The following is a 22,665-nucleotide window of genomic DNA, read 5'->3' as shown; positions in this document are numbered from 1 at the left end:
GGCCCTTCCGCCCCGTCGACCCCTACGGGTCGGGGGAGGAGGGCCCTTCCCGTGTCATCCCACGGTCGTACGCGAGGTTGCGTCCGGGGAGTGACGCCCGCGCCCCGTCGATTTGGTCAGATGGAGTCATCAAACCCCACCAGATCGGGTGAGCGCGGCGACACGGGGGTCGCCGCCTTGGACACAGAGGGCAGGGCACTGACATGGCAGCGAACACGAACACTTCTCGCAAGATCGCCCGGTACGCCGTACCGGTCGCGGTGGCGGGTGTGGCCGCGGCGACCGTGGCGATGGTCCCGGCCTTCGCCAACGCCGGGGGACCCGATCTGCCGAAGGTGACGGCGCAGCAGCTGATCGAGAAGATCGCCGCCTCGGACGTGGAGCAGCTGTCCGGCACCGCCAGGATCAGCACCGACCTCGGCCTGCCGAAGATCGCGACGGGCCTGCTCGGAGGCGGCGGCGTCGCCGGCGGCTCCGCCAACCCGGAGGACAAGGTCGCGCAGCTGGCGAACGGCACGCACACCTTCCGCGTCGCGGCCGACGGCCCGGACCGGCAGAAGCTGACCTTCCTCGACGGCAAGGACGAGTACAGCCTCATCCACAACGGCGACGACGTGTGGGGCTACGACTCCAAGTCGAACGAGGTCTTCCACGAGAAGGCCCCCCACGATAAGGATGGCGAGGCGGGCAAGGGCGCGGAGCACAAGACGGGCGACCGTCTCGGTGCCACCCCGCAGCAGCTCGCCCAGGACGTCCTCAAGGCCGCGGGCCCGACCACGGACGTCAGCGTCGGCGAGACCGCGCAGGTGGCCGGCCGGGACGCCTACCAGCTGGTGCTCAAGCCCAAGCAGACCGGCTCCACGGTCGCCTCCGTCCAGATCGCGGTCGACGCGAAGAACGGCGTGCCGCTGCGCGTGCAGCTGCTCTCCAGCCAGGGCGGCAAGCCCATCGTGGACGCGGGCTTCACCAAGGTGGACTTCGCCAAGCCGTCCGCCGACACCTTCAAGTTCACCGTGCCCAAGGGCGCCAAGGTGACCGAGGGCGCGGCCGAAGACGCCAAGGGCGAGCACGGCGGGAAGGACCTCAAGGCCCTGGAGTCCTTCCCGGGCCTGGGCGGCCTGCTGGGCGGGGCGAACGGCAAGGACGGCGAGGTGAAGGTGCTCGGCGAGGGCTGGGCCACCATCGCGCGCATCGACTCGGGCGCCGGCAAGGGCCTGAAGGAGCTGGAGAACGACAAGAACGCGCCGAAGGAGGCGAAGGACCTCCTGAACTCCCTCGGCGACAAGGTCACCGGTTCCTTCGGTGAGGGCCGCGTCCTGTCGACCCGCCTGGTCAACGCCCTGGTGACGGACGACGGCAAGGTCTACGTCGGCGCCGTGACGAAGGACGCGCTGGTGAAGGCGGCCGACGCCAACAAGTAGCCGTAGCCGCAGCCGCACGTAGCGGAGACGTCCGAAGGGTGGGCCGGGACTGTGTCCCGGCCCACCCTTCTGTCGTTCCGCTCTTGCGTACAGCAGCCCCGCTGTACGGTGGTGGGATGTCGAGACACGTGACCATTCGCCTGGACGAAGAGTTTCATGAACGTCTGAAGGCGCGTGCGGCGGCGTTGGGGACCACGGTCACCGCGCTGATCACCGAGGTCACGGAACGCGAACTCGACGAGGACCGGAAGAACTTCCTCTCCGGCATCGACGAGTTCGCAGACCACTGGGGCTACTTCCAGGAGCGGTTCGGCAATTGAAGATCACCATGGAGTGGGCGTGGACCGCTCTGGCCCACCACCTCCCGTCCGATCCCGCCGTGTGGGACCCCTCAGGGGTGGCCGCCGCGGTCGCCCGGCACCAGAACGACCTCGTCCTGGTGCCCGAACAGCCCGCCCCGGATACCGCGTGGCGGGCCGCCGCGTTTCTGCACACCCTCGCGGTGTGCCCGGCGCTGGAATCCCCGATGAACGAGTTCTACGCGGCCGCCGCGACCCGCTCGTACCTGCGCGTCGCCGGGGCCAAGCAGCTGCCCTCTCCGGAGGAGCTCGGGGATCTGGTCGAGGCGGCGAAAATGGGCCGCGCCGACGTCGCGGCGGTGGCCGAGGAGCTGCGGGCCCGCATACAGGACCCGCAGCCCGCCTCGCGTGGTGCCGACCGGCGCTAGAAGGTGATCTTCCAGCTGTTGATGTAGCCGATGTCCTGCGCGGCCGTGTCCCTCACCCGCAGGTTCCACGTCCCGTTGGCCACCTCGGATGAGGCGTTCACGGTGTAGGACTGGATGAGGTTGTCGGCGCTGCCACCGCTGCGGTTGTGCAGGTTGTAGACGGTGCCGTCGGGGGCGACCAGGTCGACCACCAGGTCACCGCGGTAGGTGTGGACGATGTTCACGTCCACCTTGGTGGTGGCCGGAGCGTTGCCCGTCACGCCCGAGGCGGTGATCGGCGAGCTGACCGCGGCGGCGGGGGAGTCCGGGATGTTCACGTCCGCCGTGTTCTCGAAGGACGGGCCCGGCGGGACCGGAACGGCCGCGCCGAGGGTCCAGATCGCGTAGGCGACGGCGTCCGAGTTGCGGTCCAGGGCGGTGTCGTTGATGTTCGCCGTGTTGTCGCAGGAGGAGTGGTAGCACCGGTCGAAGGCCTGACCGGCGGTGCCGCCCCACTTCTGCGCCTGGGCCGACGACTTGGTGTTGCTGGCGCCGGTGAACAGGCCGCCGACGGGAATGCCCACGTTCTTGAAGGAGGCGTGGTCGGAGCGGCCGTCGCCCTCGGTCTCGATCTCGGTCGGGACGCCGAGGCCCGTGAAGTAGTTCTTGAAGGTCTGCTCGATCGTCGGGTCGTCGTCGTAGACGAAGTAGCCCGGGTTCGGCGAGCCGATCATGTCGAAGTTCAGGTACCCGGAGAACTTCGCGCGCTCGGTGGCCGGCAGCTGGTTGACGTAGTACTTCGACCCGACGAGGCCCAGCTCCTCCGCACCCCACCAGCCGAAGCGCAGGTGCTTCGTCGGCTGGAGCTGCGCGCGGGACACCGCGAGCGCGGTCTCCAGCACGGCCGCGCTGCCGGAGCCGTTGTCGTTGATGCCGGCGCCCGAGGACACCGAGTCCAGGTGCGCGCCGGCCATCAGGACCGAGTTCGGGTCGCCGCCCGGCCAGTCGGCGATCAGGTTGTAGCCGGTGGCGCCGCTGGTGGTGAAGGTCTGCAGGGTGGTGGTGAAGCCGGCCGCGTCGAGCTTGGCCTTCACGTAGTCGATCGACGCCTTGTAACCGGTCCGGCCGTGGGCCCGGTTCCCGCCGTTGTTGGCGGCGATGGTCGAGAGCTGCGTGAGGTGGGCCTTGACGTTGGCCAGCGGAATGTCGGGGGGCGTCGGGGCCGCGGTGACCGCCGTGGGGGCGGCCAGTGCGACGGGGGCGGTGGCGGCGAACAGGCCCGCGACCGCGAGGGCGGTCACGGCGGCGAGACGCCGGGAGACGGACAGGCTCATGTGGGGGCTCCGGGATTCCGCGGGGATGAAACGGAACGAGCGGTATCGAGCGGGTGAGCGTTAGTGCGTCAGTGCGAGCCTGATGTTCAGCGAGAGTGTGACTGTCCGTCAAGACCACAATTCGGTCAGGCCAGTTCGGAAAACGGACGATCCCCGGTACGAGGGATTCGTACCGGGGATCGTGAGGCCGGGGATGAGCCGTGGTGCGCCGCGATGCGGAGCCTTACGCGGGTTCGCGCGCCGGAGCGGCGACGACGACGGGCGCGGCCGCGAGCGCGGCCCGCGAGCGCCGCGCCGTACGCAGCGCGTCCCAGGTCAGGAGGGCCAGCGCGGCCCAGACCAGCGAGAAGCCCGCCCAGCGCTCGGGCGGCATGGCCTCGTGGAAGTACAGGACGCCGAGCCCGAACTGGAACACCGGGGCCATGTACTGGAGCAGCCCGAGGGTGGACAGCGGGACCCTGATCGCGGCGGCCCCGAAGAGCACCAGCGGGATCGCGGTGACCAGGCCCGTCGAGGCGAGCAGGGCGGAGTGCGCCGGGCCTTGCGACACGAAGCTGGACTGCCCCTGGGCGCCCAGCCACAGCAGGTAGCCGAGGGCGGGCAGGAACAGCACGGCGGTCTCGGCGGTCAGCGACTCCAGGCCACCCATGTTGAGCTTCTTCTTGATCAGCCCGTACGTCGCGAAGGAGAAGGCGAGGATCAGCGAGATCCACGGCGGCCGGCCGTACCCGACGGCGAGGACGAGCACGGCGGCGAAGCTGATGCCGACCGCCACCCACTGCACGCGGCGCAGCCGCTCGCCGAGCAGCACGACCCCCATGGCGATGCTGACCAGCGGATTGATGAAGTAGCCGAGGCTCGCCTCGACCACCTGTCCGTTGTTGACGGCCCAGATGTACAGGCCCCAGTTCACGCTGATCACCGAGGCGGCCAGTGTGGTCAGGCCGAGCTTGCGGGGATCGCGGGCGAGCTCCCGTATCCAGCCCCAGCGGCGCAGCGCGAGCAGGGCCAGCCCGACGACGGCCAGGGACCACACCATGCGGTGGGCGAGGATCTCGATCGCCCCGGAGGGCATGAGGAAGGGCCAGAAGAGGGGGACGAGCCCCCACATTCCGTACGCGCCGAATCCGTACAGCAAACCCGCGCGCTGCTCGTTCCGTGCCTCCACGGGTCCTCCTGTACGACTTTTCGGCCAATCTCACGACGGTAGCGCCGCAGGGACCGGATGTCATGCCCGTAACGGGGAGATACTCATGACATTGCCGTGACGTCGTGGCGTCGTGACGTGGCGTCGCGACGAAGCCCGGACCTCCTGGGCGGGAGGTCCGGGCTTCGTCCGGCCGGGTACGGGCCTCGATCAGCCGACGACGGTCCAGGTGTCGTTGCCGGTCAGCAGGGCGCCGAGGTCGCCCTTGCCCTTCTGGTCGATGGCCGTGTCGAGCTGGTCGGCCATGAGCGTGTCGTAGACGGGCCGCTCCACGCTGCGGAAGACCCCGATGGGGGTCTGGTGCAGGGTGTCGGGATCGGCCAGCCGGGACAGTGCGAAGGCGGCGGTGGGGCCGGCGGCGTGCGCGTCGTGGACCAGGATCCGCGACTCGTTCGCCGGGGTGACCTCGACGACCTGCAGCTCGCCGGTGGCCGGGTCGCGCACGACCCCCTTGTGCCCGTCGACACCGAAGCGGATCGGCTGCCCGTGCTCCAGCCGGATCACCGCCTCCGCGGCCTGGTCGTTGTCCTTGAGGACCTCGAAGGCGCCGTCGTTGAAGATGTTGCAGTTCTGGTAGATCTCCACCAGCGCGGTGCCCTGGTGATCGGCGGCCTGCCGCAGCACCTCGGTGAGGTGCTTGCGGTCGGAGTCCACCGTCCGCGCCACGAAGGAGGCCTCCGCGCCCAGCGCGAGCGAAACCGGGTTGAAGGGCGCGTCCAGCGAGCCCATCGGCGTGGACTTGGTGATCTTGCCGACCTCGGAGGTGGGGGAGTACTGGCCCTTGGTCAGACCGTAGATCCGGTTGTTGAACAGCAGGATCTTGAGGTTGACGTTCCGCCGCAGCGCGTGGATGAGGTGGTTGCCGCCGATGGAGAGCGCGTCGCCGTCACCCGTGACGACCCAGACCGACAGATCGCGCCGCGAGGTGGCCAGGCCGGTGGCGATGGCGGGGGCGCGGCCGTGGATCGAGTGCATCCCGTACGTGTTCATGTAGTACGGGAAGCGCGAGGAACAGCCGATGCCGGAGACGAAGACGATGTTCTCCTTCGCCAGCCCCAGTTCGGGCATGAAGCCCTGGACGGCGGCGAGCACGGCGTAGTCCCCGCAGCCGGGGCACCAGCGGACCTCCTGGTCCGACTTGAACTCCTTGGCCGACTGTTTGGCCTCGGCCTTCGGGACCAGCGAGAGCAGCTTGGGGGCGTCGGTCACCTCAGTCATTGATGGCCTCCTTGAGGACCTGCGCGAGCTGCTCCGCCTTGAACGGCATTCCGTTGACCTGGTTGTACGACTGCGCGTCCACCAGGTATTTCGCCCGGATCAGGGTGGCGAGCTGCCCGAGGTTCATCTCCGGCACCACTACCTTCTCGTAACGCTCCAGGACCTCTCCGAGATTCCTGGGGAAGGGGTTCAGATGGCGCAGGTGGGCCTGGGCGATGGGGAGGCCGGCGATCCGCGTACGGCGGACGGCGGCGGTGATGGGGCCGTAGGTGGAGCCCCAGCCGATGACCAGGGTGCGCGCGTTGTCGGGGTCGTCGACCTCCAGGTCGGGGACCTCGATGCCGTCGATCTTGGCCTGGCGGGTACGGACCATGAGCTCGTGGTTGGCGGGGTCGTACGAGATGTTGCCCGTGCCGTCCTGCTTCTCGATGCCGCCGATGCGGTGTTCGAGGCCGGGGGTGCCGGGGACGGCCCACGGCCGGGCCAGGGTCTCGGGGTCCCGCTTGTAGGGCCAGAACACCTCGGTGCCGTCGGCCAGCTCGTGGTTGGGGCCGGCCGCGAACCGGACCGTCAGGTCGGGCAGTTCCGAGACCTCGGGGATCTTCCACGGCTCGGAACCGTTGGCGAGGTAGCCGTCGGAGAGCAGGAAGACCGGGGTCCGGTAGGTGAGCGCGATCCGGGCGGCGTCGAGGGCCGCGTCGAAGCAGTCCGCCGGGGTCTTCGGGGCGACGATCGGGACCGGGGCCTCGCCGTTGCGCCCGTACATGGCCTGCAGCAGGTCGGCCTGCTCGGTCTTGGTCGGCAGACCGGTGGAGGGACCGCCGCGCTGGATGTCCACGATCAGCAGTGGCAGCTCCAGCGAGACCGCCAGGCCGATCGTCTCGGACTTCAGCGCCACGCCCGGGCCGGAGGTGGTGGTCACCCCGAGGGCCCCGCCGAAGGCCGCGCCCAGGGCCGCGCCGATCCCGGCGATCTCGTCCTCGGCCTGGAAGGTGCGCACACCGAAGTTCTTGTGCTTGGACAGCTCGTGCAGGATGTCCGAGGCCGGGGTGATGGGGTACGAGCCCAGGTAGAGCGGCAGATCGGCCTGCCGGGCCGCCGCGATCAGCCCGTAGGAGAGGGCCAGGTTCCCGGAGATGTTCCGGTACGTGCCCGTCGGGAACGCCTTCGTCGCCGGCGCGACCTCGTAGGAGACGGCGAAGTCCTCGGTGGTCTCGCCGAAGTTCCAGCCGGCGCGGAAGGCGACGATGTTCGCCTCGGCGATCTGCGGCTTCTTCGCGAACTTCGACCGCAGGAAGCTCTCGGTGCCCTCGGTCGGCCGGTGGTACATCCAGCTCAGCAGCCCCAGCGCGAACATGTTCTTGCTGCGCTCGGCCTCCTTGCGGGAGAGCCCGAAGTCCTTCAGCGCCTCCACCGTCAGCGTCGTCAGCGGGACGGGGTGGATGCTGTAGGCGGAGAGGGACCCGTCTTCCAGCGGGGAGGTCTCGTAGCCGACCTTCGCCATCGGGCGCTTGGTGAACTCGTCCGTGTTGATGATGATCTCCGCGCCGCGCGGCACGTCGGCGATGTTCGCCTTGAGGGCGGCGGGGTTCATCGCGACCAGCACGTTCGGGGCGTCGCCGGGCGTGAGGATGTCGTGGTCCGCGAAGTGCAGCTGGAACGACGACACGCCGGGCAGGGTTCCGGCAGGGGCGCGGATCTCGGCGGGGAAGTTCGGCAGCGTGGAGAGGTCGTTCCCGAACGACGCGGTCTCCGAGGTGAAGCGGTCACCGGTGAGCTGCATACCGTCACCGGAGTCACCCGCGAAGCGGATGATCACGCGATCGAGGCGGCGTACTTCCTTGCCGCCCGGGCTCGGCGGGGTGCGCTGTCCACCGACAACCGCACCCCCAGCCCCGTCGGCCTGCTCGGCTGGGCTGCTGACCTGGCTGGTCACTGAACTGGACCTCCTTCGAGGCGTGGGCTCCCCCACAGACCCCACCCTACGTCCGTCAGGGTGCCGTCCCGGGGAGCGCTCACATTCTGGACCGTCGGGCCGCCCCTTGAGACGACGCCGACCGGTATGCCGTAACTGCCATATCTGACAGAGTGTCAGTCGATCAAGATTTCAGATAGGTGAGGACGGCCAGTACGCGCCGGTGATCCCCGTCACTCGGCGACAGGCCGAGCTTCATGAAGATGTTGCTGACGTGCTTCTCCACCGCTCCGTCGCTCACGACCAGCTGCTTCGCAACGGCCGAATTCGTACGGCCCTCGGCCATCAACCCCAGCACCTCGCGCTCCCGCGGGGTCAGCCCCGCCAGCACGTCCTGCTTCCGGCTTCGGCCCAGCAGCTGCGCGACGACCTCCGGGTCCAGGGCGGTACCGCCCCGCGCCACCCGCACCACCGCGTCGAGGAACTCCCGCACCTCGGCCACCCGGTCCTTGAGCAGATAGCCCACCCCGGTGGTGGAACCGGCCAGCAGCTCGGTGGCGTACTGCTCCTCCACGTACTGCGACAGCACGAGCACCCCTATCCCGGGGTACTCGCGCCGCAGGCGCACGGCCGCCCGTACGCCCTCGTCGGTGTGCGTCGGCGGCATCCGCACATCGGCCACCACCACATCGGGCAGCGCACCCTCCGCCGCCAGCTCCGCCACCGTCTTGAGCAGGGCCTCCGCGTCCCCGACGCCGGCCACGACGTCATGCCCCCGGTCGGTCAGCAGCCGGGTCAGGCCCTCGCGCAACAGCACTGAGTCCTCGGCGATGACCACCCGCACCCTGTCGTCCACGATTCAGCTGCTCCCGCGTCCACTCGTTCCCGCAACTCCCTGACGCGGCCAAGCATCCCAGCCCAGCACCCGGATCAAGGCAGACCCGGAACAACGAGTGCCCCCGCAGGGTCACTTTTCGGCCCGAGCACCCGCCGACCCCCGCGTCCCATTCCCAGCCTTCATCGGCCTGCCCGGGCGAATTCCAGCCCCGCCCCCAACCTGCCCGGGCAACCCCGCGCCTGGCCGGTCCGGCCCTCGGCCTTCGTCGACTTGCCCGGGCGAATTCCAGCCCCGTCCTCGGCCCACCCGCGCAACCTCGCGTTCGGCCAGGCCCGCCCTCGGCCTTCGTGGGCTTGCCCGGGCGAATTCCAGCCTCGCCCTCGGTCCAGCCGCGCAGTCTCGCCTTCGGTCGGGCCCGCCCTCGGCCTTCGTCGGCTTGCCCGGGCGATATCCAGCCTCGTCTTCGGCCTACCCGCGCAGTCTCGCGTTTGGCCGGGCTCGCCCTCGGCCAAGGCCGCGCTCGGCCTTCGTCGGCTTGCCGGGCGAATTTCAGCCTCGCCGGCGTTTGAGGCGTGGGGGTCCCCCCCGGACGGAGTCTGGGGGAGGGTCTGGGGCGGAGCCCCAGGAGCCCGGGTGCAGCCCGGGGCCGCTCCGCGCAACGGCGCCGCACCCGCACCCGCATCCGCACACACGAACTGGGCTCCCGCCCACAAAGATCGGGGCTCCCGCCCACAAAGGACGGGAGCCCCGATCAACGGCAAGGCCGGCGCCGGCTACCCGCGCCCCCGCCACGGCAACTCCGCCGTGACCACCGTCCCCCCACCCGCGGGGGAGTCCACCACCAGCACCCCGTCCACCGCCCCCAACCGCTCCGAGAGCCCCGCCAGGCCCGCCCCCGCGGAGAGCCCGGCCCCGCCCCGCCCGTCGTCGCACACCTGGATCAGCAGCCGCTCCCCGGCTTTCCACACGTCCACGCCCGCGCCCCGCGCAGCGGACCCCGCGTGCTTGCTGACGTTCTGCAGCAGCTCCGACACCACGAAGTACGCGATCCCCTCGATCGCCTCCGCCGGCCGCTGATCGGCGGGCAGATCCACCGACACCTTCACCGGCACCACGCACCGCGACGCAACCGCCGACAGCGCCGCATCCAGCCCCCGGTCCGTGAGCACTGCCGGATGGATCCCCCGTGCCAGATCCCGCAGCTCCTGGAGGGCGATCTTCACCTCCCCGTGCGCCTCGTCGACCATCCGCGCGGCCGCCCGCGGGTCCTCCGCGAGCTTCTCCTTCGCCAGCCCCAGATCCATCGCCAAGGCGACCAGCCGCGCCTGCGCCCCGTCGTGCAGATCGCGCTCGATGCGCCGCAGGTCCGCCGCGGCCGTGTCCACCACGACCCCCCGGTCGGACTCCAGCTCGCTCACGCGGTGGTCCAGCCGGGAGGGCCCGAGCAGCCCGGCCACCAGGACCCGGTCCACGGTGGCCAGGGCCCGGATCACCCACGGCGTGGTGAGGGTGAGGGCCACCCCGAAGACGGAGGTGAGGACGATCGCCACGGGCGTGTCGAGAACGAAGGAGTATTCGTCGTTCTGGAAGAGCATCACGCCGGACCGGTCGGCGCCCGCCGGCACGGCCCAGAACCAGAGCGGGTACAGCAGCGCGGCCCACCCGTACGCCCAGAACGTCAGTGCCACGCAGAAGGCGAACACCGCCCACGGGAACTGGACCACGGAGTACAGCACGTGCCGCCAGGCGCTCCCGCTCTTGAGCAGCGCTCCCATGGCGGAGACCGGCCCGCCCTTCGCGGCCCGGATCGGCGCCGGCTCGGCGATGTCCACGCCCAGCAGGTGCCGCACCCGGGCCCGCTCCAGGCGTCCGAAGCCGCGGCACATGGCGAGTACGCCGGCCAGGACCGGCACGCCGAGGAAGGTGACGAGCAGCCCGGCGCCGACGCTCACACCGGCGATGGCGAGCGAGAAGTACAGGATGCTCAGCGGCAGCCCGATCAGCAGGTACCCGAACTCCCGCCAGGTCCGCCCCGCGACGGGAGCCCGCAGCACCGCCCCCATGCCCGTGTGGTTGCCCATGATCCGACCCGCCCTTTCCCGTCCGCCGTGTCCCCCTCCACCCTGCCGCCGACCCGACCCCCCAACCATGCGGCGAGTAGGCCTCTCCACACTGGGGTTAACCCCACCCCCTGCCTGCCGGGGCGGATTTCAGCCTCGCCGGCGTTTGAGGCGTGGGGGTCCCCCCCGGACGGAGTCTGGGGGAGGGTCTGGGGCGGAGCCCCAGGAGCCCGGGTGCAGCCCGGGGCCGCTCCGCGCAACGGCGCCGCACCCGCACCCGCATCCGCACACACGAACTGGGCTCCCGCCCACAAAGATCGGGGCTCCCGCCCACAAAGGACGGGAGCCCCGATCAACGGCAAGGCCGGCGCCGGCTACCCGCGCCCCCGCCACGGCAGCTCCGCCGTGACCACCGTCCCCTCCCCCGCGGGGGAGTCCACCACCAGCACCCCGTCCACCGCCCCCAACCGCTCCGCGAGCCCCGCCAGCCCCGACCCCCGGGAGACATCGGCCCCGCCCCGCCCGTCGTCGGAGACGCGGATCAGCAGCCGGGCGCCCGCCCGCCACACCTCCACGCCCGCGCCCCGCGCAGCGGACCCCGCGTGCTTGCTGACGTTCTGCAGCAGCTCCGACACCACGAAGTACGCGATCCCCTCGATCGCCTCCGCCGGCCGCTGATCGGCGGGCAGATCCACCGACACCTTCACCGGCACCACGCACCGCGACGCGACCGAGGACAGCGCCGCATCCAGCCCCCGGTCCGTCAGCACCGCCGGATGGATCCCCCGCGCCAGATCCCGCAGCTCCTGGAGTGCCAGCTTCACCTCCCCGTGGGCCTCGTCGACCATCGCCGCCGCGCCCTCCGGGTCCTGGTCCTCCAGCAGCTTCTCCTTCGCCAGGCCCAGCCCCATCGCCAAGGCCACCAGCCGCGCCTGCGCCCCGTCGTGCAGGTCCCGCTCGATGCGCCGCAGGTCCGCCGCGGCCGTGTCCACCACGACCCCCCGGTCGGACTCCAGCTCCGCGATCCGCCGCTCCAGATCGTCGGAGGGCGACAGCAGCCCCCGTACCATCGCGCGGTCCGCGTTCGCGAGCCACCGCACCACGTACGGCAGTACCGGCCACAGCACGAACAGCCCGGCCAGAGTTACCGTGAAGGTGAAGAATCCCCAGGGCAGCCGGATCACCTGGTACAGCACCGTCCGCCAGGCGACCGGGTCTTTGATGCTCGTCCACAGCCAGGGGAAGAAGCCGCCGGACCGCTTCGGTCCGGGGATCGGGGTCGGCTCGTCGACCCGTACGCCCAGCAGCGCGCGGGCGCGGGCGCGGTCCAGCCGTCCCAACTGCCGAGACAGATAGAGGCCGCCTGCGAGCAACGGAAGTCCCATCGCCGTCACGGACAGCACCCCCGTCACGGTGACCATGACAACCGCGTAAACGAATCCGACGATCGCCACCGGCATACTGCTCGCCAGATGGGCGATTTCCTTCCACGTCACGGCGCTGAAGACGGCGCGTACGGGGGGAGGACGGTCGTTGTCGGGGGTGTCGTGGCTCGTGGTCATGGGCCACAGCCTGCCAAGCCGACTCCGCTGATGCCATGGGGTGGCCGGGTGCTGTGAACGGGGGATAACCCCACCCCGTGTGAGGCAGGCCCTAGACTCCCGTGCGTACCAGATCATCGACAGTGGCCGAGGAGCGAGGAACGGACGTGCCTGAACCGACGGTATCGACCGTAACCGTGCTTGCGGCGGACTACTTCCGAAGCTATTCGGTCGTCGGTCTGCTGGCCGCGCTCGGTGTGCTGTTCGTGGCCATGGCCTTCGGGGCCGGCCGCCTGCTGCGCCCCGTGGCGCCGACCCGCGAGAAGCTGCTGACGTACGAATGCGGTGTGGACCCGGTGGGCGAGGGCTGGGCGCACACCCAGGTCCGCTACTACGTCTACGCGTTCCTCTACGTCATCTTCGCCGTCGACTCGATCTTCCTGTTCCCGTGGGCGACGGTGTTCGCCGCCGCCGGTTACGGCGCCACGACCCTGGTCGAGATGTTCATCTTCCTGGGCTTCCTGGCCGTCGGCCTGCTCTATGCGTACAAGAAGGGCGTCCTCGAATGGACGTGACACCTCAGCCGGAGCTGCTCCCGGAGCCCAAGCGCCTCGGAATCCTCTCCCGGCTCGCCCCGGAACCGATGAAGGTGGTCCTGAACTGGGGCCGCCGGTACAGCCTGTGGGTGTTCAACTTCGGCCTCGCCTGCTGCGCGATCGAGTTCATCGCCGCCTCCATGGCCCGGCACGACTTCATCCGTCTCGGCGTGATCCCCTTCGCGCCGGGACCCCGCCAGGCCGACCTCATGATCGTCTCGGGCACGGTGACGGACAAGATGGCCCCGGCCGTCAAGCGGCTCTACGAGCAGATGCCGGAGCCCAAGTACGTCATCTCGTTCGGCGCCTGCTCCAACTGCGGCGGGCCGTACTGGGACTCGTACTCGGTCACGAAGGGCGTCGACCAGATCATCCCGGTCGACGTCTACGTGCCCGGCTGCCCGCCGCGCCCGGAGGCGCTGCTGCAGGGCATCCTCAAGCTCCAGGAGAAGATCGCCCGCGAATCCCTCGCGGAGCGCTACGCGGACGGCCCGTCCGTCGCCCAGCTCACGAGCGGTCTCGTCACGCCCCCGCCCACCCCGGGGGCCGGCGCATGAACCTCTACGACTCGCTCCCCGACGCGGCGCCGACGATCTTCGGCGAGGAGGCCGTGGGCTCGTCCGCGTACGACCTCCTGACGGTCGACGTCCCGGTCGGATCCTGGATCTCCTCCCTCGAAATCGCCCGGGACAAGCTGGGCTGCACCTACTTCGACTGGCTGAGCGCGGTGGACGAGCCGGGCACCGGCTTCCGCATCTGCGCGCACGTCGTCTCGCTCGAGAACCGCCGGGTGCGCCGCCTGCTCCTGCGCACGACGGTCCCGCACAGCTCGCCCTCCCTGCCCTCCGCCATCGCGGTCTACGCGGGCGCGGAATGGCACGAGCGCGAGACGTTCGAGATGTTCGGCGTCACCTTCACCGACCACCCCCACCTCGTCCACCTCCTCCTCCCGGAGGAGTTCGAGGGGCACCCGCTGCGCAAGGACTTCGTCCTGGCCGCGCGCGTCGCCAAGGCCTGGCCCGGCGCCAAGGAACCGGGCGAGGCACACGACCCGGACGCGCCGAAGCGCCGCCAGATGCTCCCGCCGGGCGTCCCGGACCCCAACGAGTGGGGCCCGCTGAAGGGCCAGCTCCCCCCGGCCCCCACCCGCCCGGCCCGCACCCCGCGCGCAGCGGGCGCCGCCGCCCGGGAGGGCGCCCCGGCCCGCCGCACCCGCTCGGTCGCCGACGGCTCGGCCACCCAGGCAACGGAAACCCCGGCAACGGAAGCCCCGGCCGCCACCCGCCCGCCGCGCCGCGTCCGCTCGGCAGAAGAAGGCTCGGCGAGCCAGGCCACGCCTCCTTCGGCCACGCCTCCTTCGGCCACGCCTCCTTCGGCCACGCCGGACGACACCACCGCCCCGGAGACCCAGGCCCCCGCCCGCCCGCCGCGCCGCACCCGCTCGGTAACGGACGGCTCGGCAAGCCAGACCACCCCGGACTCCACGGTCCCGGAGCCGGCCGAGCCCCCGGCCGCCCCCGGCCCGGAGGCGGATGCCCCCGCGCGGGAGCCGGAGGCCACGCGCCCGCCTCGCCGTACCCGTTCCGCGGGCGACGGCTCGGCGAGCCAGTCGGCCACCCCGCCGGAGGAACCCCGCCGCGCGGCCCCTCGCAGCGCGGACGCCCCCTGGCACAACCCCGTGCCGGCGTTCGACGAGCCCGCCACCCCGGCCACCGCAGCGGAGCCCGAACCGGCCACCGGCACCGAGGCCGACGGCACCCCTGACTCCACCCCTGAGCCCAACCCCAACCCCAACCCCACCCCGGACAACGGAGGCGACGCGTGAACGACGTCCTCGACGTCGCCCTGCGGCTGATCGTCGTCTTCGCCGCCTTCCTCGTGCTCCCGCTCGTCGTAGGGCAGACCGAACACAAGGTGATGGCGCACATGCAGGGCCGACTCGGCCCCATGTACGCCGGTGGTTTCCACGGCTGGGCCCAGCTCGTGGCCGACGGCGTGAAGTTCGCGCAGAAGGAAGACATCGTCCCGGCCAACGCCGACCGGCGGATCTTCCAGCTCGCCCCCGCCGTCGCCCTGCTGCCGTACCTTCTCGTCCTCATCGCCATCCCGATCGGCCCGGGCGAGGGCGCGATCGGCCAGGTCATCGACGCGGGCATCTTCTACGTGCTCGCGGTCATGGGCGTCGGAGTCCTCGGCTCCCTCATGGCCGGCTGGGCCTCCGCCAATAAGTTCTCCATGCTCGGCGGCCTGCGCACCGCCGCCCAGCTGCTCGCCTACGAGCTCCCGATGCTGCTCGCCGCCGCCTCCGTGGCGATGGCGGCCGGGACGGTCTCCCTCACCGGCATCGTCGCGAGCTTCCAGTGGTGGTGGCTGCCCTGGCAGATCGTCGGCGCGCTCGTCTTCTTCACCGCCGGCCTCGCCGAACTCCAGCGGCCCCCCTTCGACATGCCCGTCGCGGACTCCGAGATCATCTTCGGCGCCTACACCGAGTACACCGGCCTCCGCTTCGCCCTCTTCCTGCTCGCCGAGTACGCCGGCATCGTCGTCCTCTGCGCCCTCACCACCGTCCTCTTCCTCGGCGGCTGGCAGGGCCCCTTCGGAGCCGAGGGCCTCGGCTGGGTCTGGACCCTCCTCAAGACCGCGATCCTCGCCTTCGTCGTGATCTGGCTCCGCGTGAGCTATCCGCGCCTGCGCGAGGACCAGCTCCAGAAGCTCGCCTGGACCGTACTCATCCCGCTCGCGCTCGCCCAGATCGCGCTCACCGGCATCGTGAAGGTGGCGATCAACTGATGCCCATTCCCGGATCCGGCCTCGCCAAGGGCCTGGCCGTCACGCTGCGCACGATGACGAAGCGCTCGCACACCGCCCAGTACCCCGACGTCCAGCCGCAGCTCCCGCCCCGCTCCCGCGGGGTCATCGGCCTGTTCGAGGAGAACTGCACGGTCTGCATGCTCTGCGCCCGTGAGTGCCCCGACTGGTGCATCTACATCGACTCCCACAAGGAGACGGTCCCGGCCGCCACCCCCGGCGGTCGCGAGCGCAGCCGCAACGTCCTCGACCGCTTCGCCATCGACTTCTCCCTCTGCATGTACTGCGGTATCTGCATCGAGGTGTGCCCCTTCGACGCCCTCTTCTGGTCGCCGGAGTTCGAGTACGCGGAGACCGACATCCACGAACTGACCCACGAGCGCGACAAGCTCCGCGAGTGGATGTGGACCGTCCCGGCCCCGCCCGCCCTCGACCCCGCCGCCGAGGAGCCCAAGGAAATCGCGGCCGCCCGCAAGGCAGCAGAAAAAGCCGAAGCCGCCGCAGCAGCCACCGCCGAACCCCCGGCCCCCACCCCCGGCGCCTCCGGCACCTCGGCCCCCGAGGCGCCCGCCGGCACTGCCCCTGGCGCTCCCGGCACTCGTGGACCCGGCGCCTCCGGCGCTCCCGGCACCCCCACCCCCGCCCCCGGCGACCCCGGTACCGACCCGGCGGGAGGTACCGCCTGATGTACGCCGCCCACCTCGTCGCCGCCGCCCAAGGCGCAGGCTCGGCCCCCGGGCCCGGTTTCCTCTCGCCGACCGGCGTGGAGGTCGCCTTCGTCCTCGTCGGCCTCGCCACCCTCGGCGCGGCCCTCGTCACGGTCACCACCCGGCAGCTCGTGCACGCCGCCCTCTGGCTGGTCGTCGCGCTCGGCGGCATCGCCGTCGAGTACCTGCTGCTGACCGCCGAGTTCATCGCCTGGGTCCAGGTCCTGATCTACCTCGGTTCCGTGGTCGTCCTCCTCCTCTTCGGGCTGATGCTCACCAAGGCGCCCATCGGCCGCTCCCCGGACGCCGACTCCGGCAACCGCCCGCTCGCCCTCGCCGTCGCGGCCGTCTCCGCCGTCGCCCTCGTCTGGGTCGTCGTCGACGCCTTCCGCACGACCTGGATCGACTTCGACGGCCCGGCCCAGGGCTCGACGAAGGTCTCCGGCGAGATCCTCTTCCAGCACTGGGTGCTGCCCTTCGAGGCCCTCTCCGTCCTCCTCCTCGCGGCCCTGATCGGCGCCATCGTGCTCTCCCGCAAGAACGACCCCGCCGACGCCACTGACAGCGACAAGGGGCAGCGCTGATGCACCTCGCCTACCCCGCCGTGCTCGCGGCGCTCCTCTTCTGCACGGGCCTGTACGGAGTACTCGCCCGCCGCAACGCCATCCTGGTCCTGATGTCCGTCGAGCTGATGCTCAACGCCGTCAACCTGAACCTGGTCGCCTTCGACGTCTGGCTGCGCGACACCCTGCACGCCGGCCAGGCCCTCACCCTCTTCACCATCGCCATCGCCGCCGCCGAGATCGGCATCGGACTCGCGATCGTGCTGATGGTGTACCGCAACCGAGGCACCTCGGACGTCGACCGGCTGCGCGACACCGCCGAGGGCAACGAGCCCGCCCCGAGCCACCAGAGCAACCCGAGCGAGGTCACCGCGTGAGCACCACGACCCTCGCCGTCCTCGTCCCCCTCCTCCCCTTCCTGGGCGCGGTCGCGGGACTCCTCCTCGGCCGCACCGCCCCCGGCTTCGTCCGGCCGCTCGCGATCCTGCCGACGCTCGCCGCCGCCGTACTGGCGGTGATCGTCGCCGTCCGCCAAGGCGGCGGGAAGGCGATCGACACCGCGACCGAGCTGACCCCGACCGGCTCGGTGCCGATCGAGCTCTCGCTCCACCTGGACGGCTTCGCCGTCCTGGTCGCCGTCCTCGTCGGGGTCGTCGCCACCTGCGTACAGCTCTACTCGACGGCGTACCTCCGCGAGGACCCGCGCTACCCGTCGTACGCCGCTCTCGTCTCCCTCTTCACCTCCGCCATGCTGCTCGTCGTCTACTCCGGCGACCTGATGGTGCTGCTGGTCGGCTGGGAGATCATGGGCATCTGCTCGTACTTCCTGGTCGGCCACTACTGGGAGACCGAGGCGGCCCGCTCCGCCTCCCTGAAGGCCTTCCTCGTCACCAAGCTCGGTGACGTCCCCTTCCTCATCGGCCTGTTCGCGCTCGCCGCCGACGCCGGCTCCTTCCAGATCACGAAGATCCTGGGCACCGTCGCCGCCGGCGGACTCGACCACCCGACGCTGATCGCGCTGCTCCTGCTCGCCGGAGTCGCCGGCAAGTCCGCGCAGTTCCCGCTGCACACCTGGCTTCCGGACGCCATGGCCGGCCCCACCCCGGTCTCCGCGCTGATCCACGCCGCGACGATGGTCGCCGCCGGTGTCTACTTCATCGCCCGTCTCCTCCCCGTCTTCGCGGCCTCCAGTGCCGCGCTGGTGGTCATGGCCGTCATGGCGGCCGTCACGATGATCGGCTCCGGCCTCGCCGCCCTCGCCCAGGACGACATCAAGCGGGTGCTCGCCTACTCCACGGTCGGCCAGCTCGGCTACATGATCGGCGCCCTGGCCGTCGGCGACCGTGGCGCCGCCGTCTTCCACCTCCTGTCCCACGGCTTCTTCAAGGCGCTTCTCTTCCTCGGCGCGGGCGTGATCATCCACGCCGCCGGTACGAACTCCCTGGCCGCCATGTCCCGGATGGACGGCCTGTCCAAGCGCATCCCCGACGCCTTCTGGACGATGACGATCGCGCTGCTCGCCCTGGCCGCGATCCCGCCCTTCGCCGGCTTCTTCTCCAAGGAAGCCGTCCTCGTCGCCGCCGAGCACACCGCGACCGGCCACTCGGACTTCGCACCCAGCACCGCCGGCTGGGTGGTGCTCGTCGCCGGCGTGCTGACCGCCCTCCTCACCGCCGCCTACGCCACCCGGCTCTGGCTGATGGCCTTCCGCGGCCGGGGCGCCGCCGCCCCCGACCACGGCAAGGAGCCCGTCGCCATGACCGGCGTGCTGTGGCTGCTCGCGATCCCGTCGGTCGGCTTCGGCCTCGCCGTGGGTCCCCTCGCCGACTGGTTCGACGACAAGGAACTCTCCCCGACGCTGACCACCTCGGTCCTCGGCACGGGCGCGGCGGTCATCGGCGCGATGCTCACCTACGCCCTCTGGCAGCGCGCCACCGTGAAGGCCGCCGCCACAGCGGCCACCGCCACGAAGGCCAACGGCCTTGCCGCGGCCGCCGCGGTGGCCGCCACCGTCGCCGAATCCGCCGCGGAAGCCCCCGAGGTGGCCGAAGTGACCCACGACCACCCCGCCGTCCCGACCGGCCCCGCCGCAGACCCGGGCAAGGCGCTCCTCGGCCCCCTGTACCGGCATGCCGCCGACGGCTTCCACCTCGACGCCGTCTACGACCGGCTCTTCGTCCGCCCCGTCCGGGCGGCCGCGAGCCTCGTCCGCTTCCTCGACCGCGAGGTCGTGGACACGTACGTCCGCGGCGCGGGCACCGGCCCCCGGCTGCTCGGCAGCCTCGTACGCCGTGCCCAGACCGGCAACGTGCAGAGCTACCTGAGCGCCCTGCTCGCCGGCGCCGTGGTCCTGGCGATCGCCACCGCCGTCCTCGCCAACGTCAACGCCGGATCGTGAGCCGAGAGTCAGCCGTGATCGATATCAGCCCGTCCGTGATGCAGTTCCTTCTGGCGTTCATCGTGGCCGCACCGCTCCTCGGCGCGGCCGCGGCCCTCCTGCCGGCCCCGCCCGGCCTCAAGGGCCGCAGCCCCGAACAGGCCGTGCTCCGCCACGGCGTGACCGTGACCGGCGTGATCCTCGCCGCGGCGATCGCCCTCACCCTGGGCTTCGACCACGACGCCCCGTCCCGCTTCCAGGCGACGACGGACATCAGCTGGATCCAGGCGCTGAACGTCCGGATCCACCTCGGCGTCGACGGCATCTCGCTCCCCCTCCTCCTGATGACCGCGCTGCTGTTCTTCCTCTGCGCGCTCTACAGCTACTTCAAGCTCCCCGCAGGCCCTTCCCCGAAGGCCTTCGTCGCGCTGCTCCTGGTCCTGGAGTCCGGCACCCTCGCGACCTTCGCCGTCCTCGACCTGCTGCTCTTCTTCCTCGCCTTCGAGATGGTCCTCATCCCGATGTACTTCCTCATCGCCCGCTGGGGCGGTGCTCAGCGGCAGGCCGCCGCCTGGAAGTTCATCCTCTACACCCTCCTCGGCTCCGTGGTCATGCTGCTCGGTCTGCTGCTGATCGGACTGAAGAGCGGCACTTTCGACATGGTGGCACTCGCCTCTGACAACGGCCGCGAACTGTCCCACACCACCCAGCTCCTGGCCGTTCTCGCCATCGGCATCGGCCTCGCCGTGAAGACCCCGATGTGGCCGCTGCACAGTTGGCTGCCGGACGCCCACACCGCCGCGCCCACGGTCGGCTCCGTCCTGCTGGCCGGCGTCCTGCTCAAGATGGGCACGTACGGGTTCGTCCGCATCCTGCTCCCCGCCACCCCCGACGGCATGGCCACCTTCGCCCCCTACCTGGGCGCCTTCGCCGCCGTCGGCATCGTCTACGGATCGCTCGCCTGCCTCGCGCTGGCCCGCAAGGGGAACAAGGGCGACCTCAAGCGCCTCATCGCGTACTCCTCCGTCGGCCACATGGGCTTCGTGCTCCTCGGCATCGCGAGCATGACCCCCACCGGCGTCAACGGCGCGCTCTTCGCCAACGTCGCCCACGGCCTGATCACCGGCCTCCTCTTCTTCCTGGTCGGCGCGCTCAAGGACCGCTACGGCACCGCAGACCTCGACACCCTCGCCGGAGCCACCGGCGCCGCCCTCTACGGCCGCGCCCCCCGCTTCGGCGCGTTCCTCGCCTTCGCCGCCGTCGCCTCCCTCGGCCTGCCCGGCCTGGCCGGCTTCTGGGGCGAGATGCTGGCCCTGTTCGGCGCCTTCGACCCCGCCGAGGGGTTGTCCCGGCCCGCCTTCCTCACCTACACGGCGGTCGGCGCGTTCGGTACCCTGCTCACCGCCGCCTACCTGCTGATCGTCGTACGGCGCGTCTGCATGGGCGACCCGAAGGCCGGCCCCGAGATCGTCCTCGCGGACATCCAGCGCTACGAGTACGCCGCCTGGACCCCGCTCGTCGCCCTCACCGTCCTCGCCGGCCTGTGGCCCGCGGTACTCCTCGGCCTCACCGACCCGGCCGTCCAGAAGCTCCTCGCAGGAGGCAACTCATGACGGCCCTCACGGTCCTCGCCGCCGGTCTCTCCGCCGACCTCTCCGCGCAGCCCCCCAGCCTCGTCCAGTCCGTCGACTGGCTCGCCATCGCGCCCGTGGTCATCCCCGCCGCCGTCGCCCTGATCGTCCTGGTCGCCGACCTCTTCGTAGCGGAGCGCACCAAGCCGCTCCTCGGCTGGCTCTCCGTGGCCGGTCTGGCCGTCGCGACCGCGAGCCTGCTGCCGCTGCACGCGGGCGACCGCTCCACGTTCTGCCTCACCGGAGACCCCGCCGCCTGCAGCTACACCGCCGACCACTTCACGCTCGTCGTCCAGTTCCTGGTGCTGGCCGGCGCCCTGGTCACCGCCCTGCTCTCGGTAACCGCCGTACGCGACACGCGCATGCCGGCCGGCGAGTACTGGTTCCTGCTGCTCTCCTCCGCGGCCGGCGCCGCCCTGCTGCCCGCCTCCCGCGACCTCGCCACCCTGATCGTCGCCCTCGAAGTCGCCTCGCTGCCCGCCTTCGCCCTCGTCGGCATGCGCCGCGGCGACCGGCTCTCCTCGGAGGCCGCCCTCAAGTTCTTCCTCTCCTCCGTCACCGCCACCGCCGTGTCGCTGATGGGCATCAGCTTCGTCTACGCCGCCACCGGTTCCCTGCACCTCAGCCAGGTCGCCGACCGCCTCGAAGACGTCCCCGGGCAGCTCGACACCATCGCCATGGTCGGCGTCGCGCTCACCCTCGTCGGCTTCGCGTTCAAGACCGCGGCCGTCCCCTTCCACTTCTGGGTCCCCGACACCTACGTCGGCGCCCCTCTGCCGATCGCCGGCTACCTCTCCGTGATCGGCAAGGCCGTCGGTTTCACCGGCCTCATCCTCGTGACGGTGATCGCCTTCCCGGCGTACTCCGACATCTGGGGACCGGCCCTCGCCGTCCTCGCCGCGCTCACCATGACCCTGGGCAACGCCGCCGCCCTGCGCCAGTCCGCGGACCGCCCGAACAGCGCCGTACGGCTGCTCGCCTGGTCCTCCGTCGGCCAGGCCGGCTACCTCCTGGTCCCGATCGCCGCCGCCGCGTACACCGACCGCGACCAGATCGGCTCCACCGTCGCCTACGCGCTGATGTACGCCGTCGTGAACCTCGGCGCCTTCGCCGTCGCCGCGCTCGTCGCCCGTACGAAGCCGCTCAACCGGATCAGCGACTACCGCGGCCTGTACGCGGAGCGCCCGCTGGCAGCCCTGTCGCTGGCCTTCTTCCTGCTCTGCCTGGCCGGGCTGCCGCCGGGCATCATCGGCCTCTTCGCCAAGGTCGTGGTCTTCCGCTCCGCGGTCGACGCGGGCCTGGGCTGGCTGGCCGTGCTCATGGCGATCAACGTCGTCGTCGCCCTCTACTACTACCTCCGGTGGACCGCGCTACTCTTCCGCGCACCGGAGGGCGTCAAGGGCGCGCAGGCCGCCGAGGGCGCGCAGATCCGTACGAAGGCCCCCTGGCCCGTCACGGCGGCCATCGTCATCACCGCGGTCACGGCCCTCGTCCTCTCGGGCGCCCCGCAGCTCGTCCTGCGCTTCGCGTCCGGCAGCCTCTTCCCGCAGTAGCCCGCACGCGGCTGTAACCCGTACGGAGTAACCCGCGCGGCCGTCGCCCACCGCCCCCACCCCCGGGGCGACGGGGCGGCGGCCGCCTCGGCTTGCCCCGGGAACCTGGCGCCCCCACCTCGCGTTGACCAGGAAGGGAGGGTCCACTGGACCGAAGACCCTCAGTCCTGGACGGGGATCCCTGCCGCAC

20 protein-coding genes are annotated in these 22,665 nt (G+C 71.2%); 13 read left to right on the top strand and 7 right to left on the bottom strand.

All coding sequences use genetic code 11. The annotated features are described in order from the left end of the window. The first annotated feature begins 203 nt into the window (after nucleotides 1-203). The 3 genes from OG625_RS15905 (at nucleotide 204) to OG625_RS15895 (ending at nucleotide 2,148) form a co-directional block, all read left to right on the top strand. Nucleotides 204-1,421, top strand: coding sequence for a LolA family protein (locus OG625_RS15905; RefSeq protein WP_329380863.1), 1,218 nt, complete (start codon nucleotides 204-206; stop codon nucleotides 1,419-1,421). Nucleotides 1,422-1,537: 116 nt separating this feature from the next. Beyond that, the gene (locus tag OG625_RS15900) at nucleotides 1,538-1,741 is read left to right on the top strand and encodes a ribbon-helix-helix domain-containing protein (protein ID WP_329380861.1); all 204 of its coding nucleotides are present in this window, start codon (nucleotides 1,538-1,540) and stop codon (nucleotides 1,739-1,741) included. Next, complete coding sequence (locus OG625_RS15895) at nucleotides 1,738-2,148, top strand: hypothetical protein (protein ID WP_329380859.1); 411 nt, start codon at nucleotides 1,738-1,740, stop codon at nucleotides 2,146-2,148. Before OG625_RS15900 ends, OG625_RS15895 begins: the two co-directional genes overlap by 4 nt. On the opposite strand, the gene OG625_RS15890 is transcribed toward OG625_RS15895, so the two are convergent. From OG625_RS15890 to OG625_RS15860, 7 genes are all read right to left on the bottom strand, one after another. Next, nucleotides 2,145-3,461 (bottom strand): M28 family metallopeptidase, encoded by a 1,317-nt coding sequence (locus OG625_RS15890; RefSeq protein WP_329380857.1) that lies wholly within the window; start codon nucleotides 3,459-3,461, stop codon nucleotides 2,145-2,147. The genes OG625_RS15895 and OG625_RS15890 overlap by 4 nt on opposite strands. A gap of 223 nt (nucleotides 3,462-3,684) precedes the next feature. Beyond that, nucleotides 3,685-4,629 carry an EamA family transporter RarD gene (rarD, locus tag OG625_RS15885; RefSeq protein ID WP_329380855.1) on the bottom strand — a complete coding sequence of 315 codons (945 nt, stop codon included), beginning with the start codon at nucleotides 4,627-4,629 and terminating at the stop codon, nucleotides 3,685-3,687. A 189-nt stretch (nucleotides 4,630-4,818) separates the two neighbouring features. Further along, a complete protein-coding gene (locus OG625_RS15880; protein WP_329380853.1) occupies nucleotides 4,819-5,886 on the bottom strand; it encodes a 2-oxoacid:ferredoxin oxidoreductase subunit beta in 1,068 nt (355 codons plus the stop codon). Further along, nucleotides 5,879-7,822 (bottom strand): 2-oxoacid:acceptor oxidoreductase subunit alpha, encoded by a 1,944-nt coding sequence (locus OG625_RS15875; protein WP_329380851.1) that lies wholly within the window; start codon nucleotides 7,820-7,822, stop codon nucleotides 5,879-5,881. The genes OG625_RS15880 and OG625_RS15875 overlap by 8 nt, the downstream gene beginning before the upstream one ends. A gap of 163 nt (nucleotides 7,823-7,985) precedes the next feature. Beyond that, nucleotides 7,986-8,645 (bottom strand): response regulator transcription factor, encoded by a 660-nt coding sequence (locus OG625_RS15870; protein WP_329390704.1) that lies wholly within the window; start codon nucleotides 8,643-8,645, stop codon nucleotides 7,986-7,988. Between the two features lie 767 nt (nucleotides 8,646-9,412). Continuing rightward, the gene (locus tag OG625_RS15865; protein ID WP_329380849.1) at nucleotides 9,413-10,720 is read right to left on the bottom strand and encodes a sensor histidine kinase; all 1,308 of its coding nucleotides are present in this window, start codon (nucleotides 10,718-10,720) and stop codon (nucleotides 9,413-9,415) included. 353 nt (nucleotides 10,721-11,073) lie between these two features. Beyond that, nucleotides 11,074-12,261 (bottom strand): sensor histidine kinase, encoded by a 1,188-nt coding sequence (locus tag OG625_RS15860; RefSeq protein ID WP_329380847.1) that lies wholly within the window; start codon nucleotides 12,259-12,261, stop codon nucleotides 11,074-11,076. A gap of 146 nt (nucleotides 12,262-12,407) precedes the next feature. On the opposite strand from OG625_RS15860, the gene OG625_RS15855 reads away from it, so the two are divergent. The 10 genes from OG625_RS15855 to OG625_RS15810 are packed head-to-tail and all read left to right on the top strand — an operon-like array spanning nucleotide 12,408 to nucleotide 22,475. Further along, on the top strand, nucleotides 12,408-12,815 hold the full coding sequence (locus tag OG625_RS15855; protein WP_329380845.1) for an NADH-quinone oxidoreductase subunit A: 408 nt from the start codon (nucleotides 12,408-12,410) through the stop codon (nucleotides 12,813-12,815). Beyond that, nucleotides 12,806-13,393, top strand: coding sequence for an NADH-quinone oxidoreductase subunit B (locus OG625_RS15850; protein ID WP_329380843.1), 588 nt, complete (start codon nucleotides 12,806-12,808; stop codon nucleotides 13,391-13,393). The genes OG625_RS15855 and OG625_RS15850 overlap by 10 nt, the downstream gene beginning before the upstream one ends. Next, nucleotides 13,390-14,661 (top strand): NADH-quinone oxidoreductase subunit C, encoded by a 1,272-nt coding sequence (locus tag OG625_RS15845; RefSeq protein ID WP_329380841.1) that lies wholly within the window; start codon nucleotides 13,390-13,392, stop codon nucleotides 14,659-14,661. The genes OG625_RS15850 and OG625_RS15845 overlap by 4 nt, the downstream gene beginning before the upstream one ends. Continuing rightward, nucleotides 14,658-15,626 (top strand): complex I subunit 1/NuoH family protein, encoded by a 969-nt coding sequence (locus OG625_RS15840; protein ID WP_329380839.1) that lies wholly within the window; start codon nucleotides 14,658-14,660, stop codon nucleotides 15,624-15,626. The genes OG625_RS15845 and OG625_RS15840 overlap by 4 nt, the downstream gene beginning before the upstream one ends. Continuing rightward, a complete protein-coding gene (locus OG625_RS15835; RefSeq protein WP_329390702.1) occupies nucleotides 15,623-16,330 on the top strand; it encodes a NuoI/complex I 23 kDa subunit family protein in 708 nt (235 codons plus the stop codon). Before OG625_RS15840 ends, OG625_RS15835 begins: the two co-directional genes overlap by 4 nt. Beyond that, nucleotides 16,330-16,935, top strand: coding sequence for an NADH-quinone oxidoreductase subunit J family protein (locus tag OG625_RS15830; protein WP_329380837.1), 606 nt, complete (start codon nucleotides 16,330-16,332; stop codon nucleotides 16,933-16,935). The genes OG625_RS15835 and OG625_RS15830 overlap by 1 nt, the downstream gene beginning before the upstream one ends. Beyond that, nucleotides 16,935-17,291, top strand: coding sequence for an NADH-quinone oxidoreductase subunit NuoK (nuoK, locus tag OG625_RS15825; protein WP_329380835.1), 357 nt, complete (start codon nucleotides 16,935-16,937; stop codon nucleotides 17,289-17,291). The genes OG625_RS15830 and nuoK overlap by 1 nt, the downstream gene beginning before the upstream one ends. Next, nucleotides 17,288-19,312: an NADH-quinone oxidoreductase subunit 5 family protein gene (locus OG625_RS15820; protein ID WP_329380833.1), complete on the top strand. Its 2,025-nt coding sequence runs from the start codon at nucleotides 17,288-17,290 to the stop codon at nucleotides 19,310-19,312. Before nuoK ends, OG625_RS15820 begins: the two co-directional genes overlap by 4 nt. A 38-nt stretch (nucleotides 19,313-19,350) precedes the next feature. Beyond that, the gene (locus OG625_RS15815) at nucleotides 19,351-20,904 is read left to right on the top strand and encodes a complex I subunit 4 family protein (protein WP_329390700.1); all 1,554 of its coding nucleotides are present in this window, start codon (nucleotides 19,351-19,353) and stop codon (nucleotides 20,902-20,904) included. Continuing rightward, nucleotides 20,901-22,475, top strand: a complete 1,575-nt coding sequence (locus OG625_RS15810) for an NADH-quinone oxidoreductase subunit N (protein WP_329380831.1) — start codon at nucleotides 20,901-20,903, stop codon at nucleotides 22,473-22,475. Before OG625_RS15815 ends, OG625_RS15810 begins: the two co-directional genes overlap by 4 nt. Nucleotides 22,476-22,665 lie beyond the last annotated feature (190 nt).

The sequence above is a fragment of the Streptomyces sp. NBC_01351 genome (assembly GCF_036237315.1).
Classification (GTDB): Bacteria; Actinomycetota; Actinomycetes; order Streptomycetales; family Streptomycetaceae; genus Streptomyces.
Note: the sequence above shows the minus strand (reverse complement) of the source record. Positions and strands in the feature narration are given on the sequence as shown.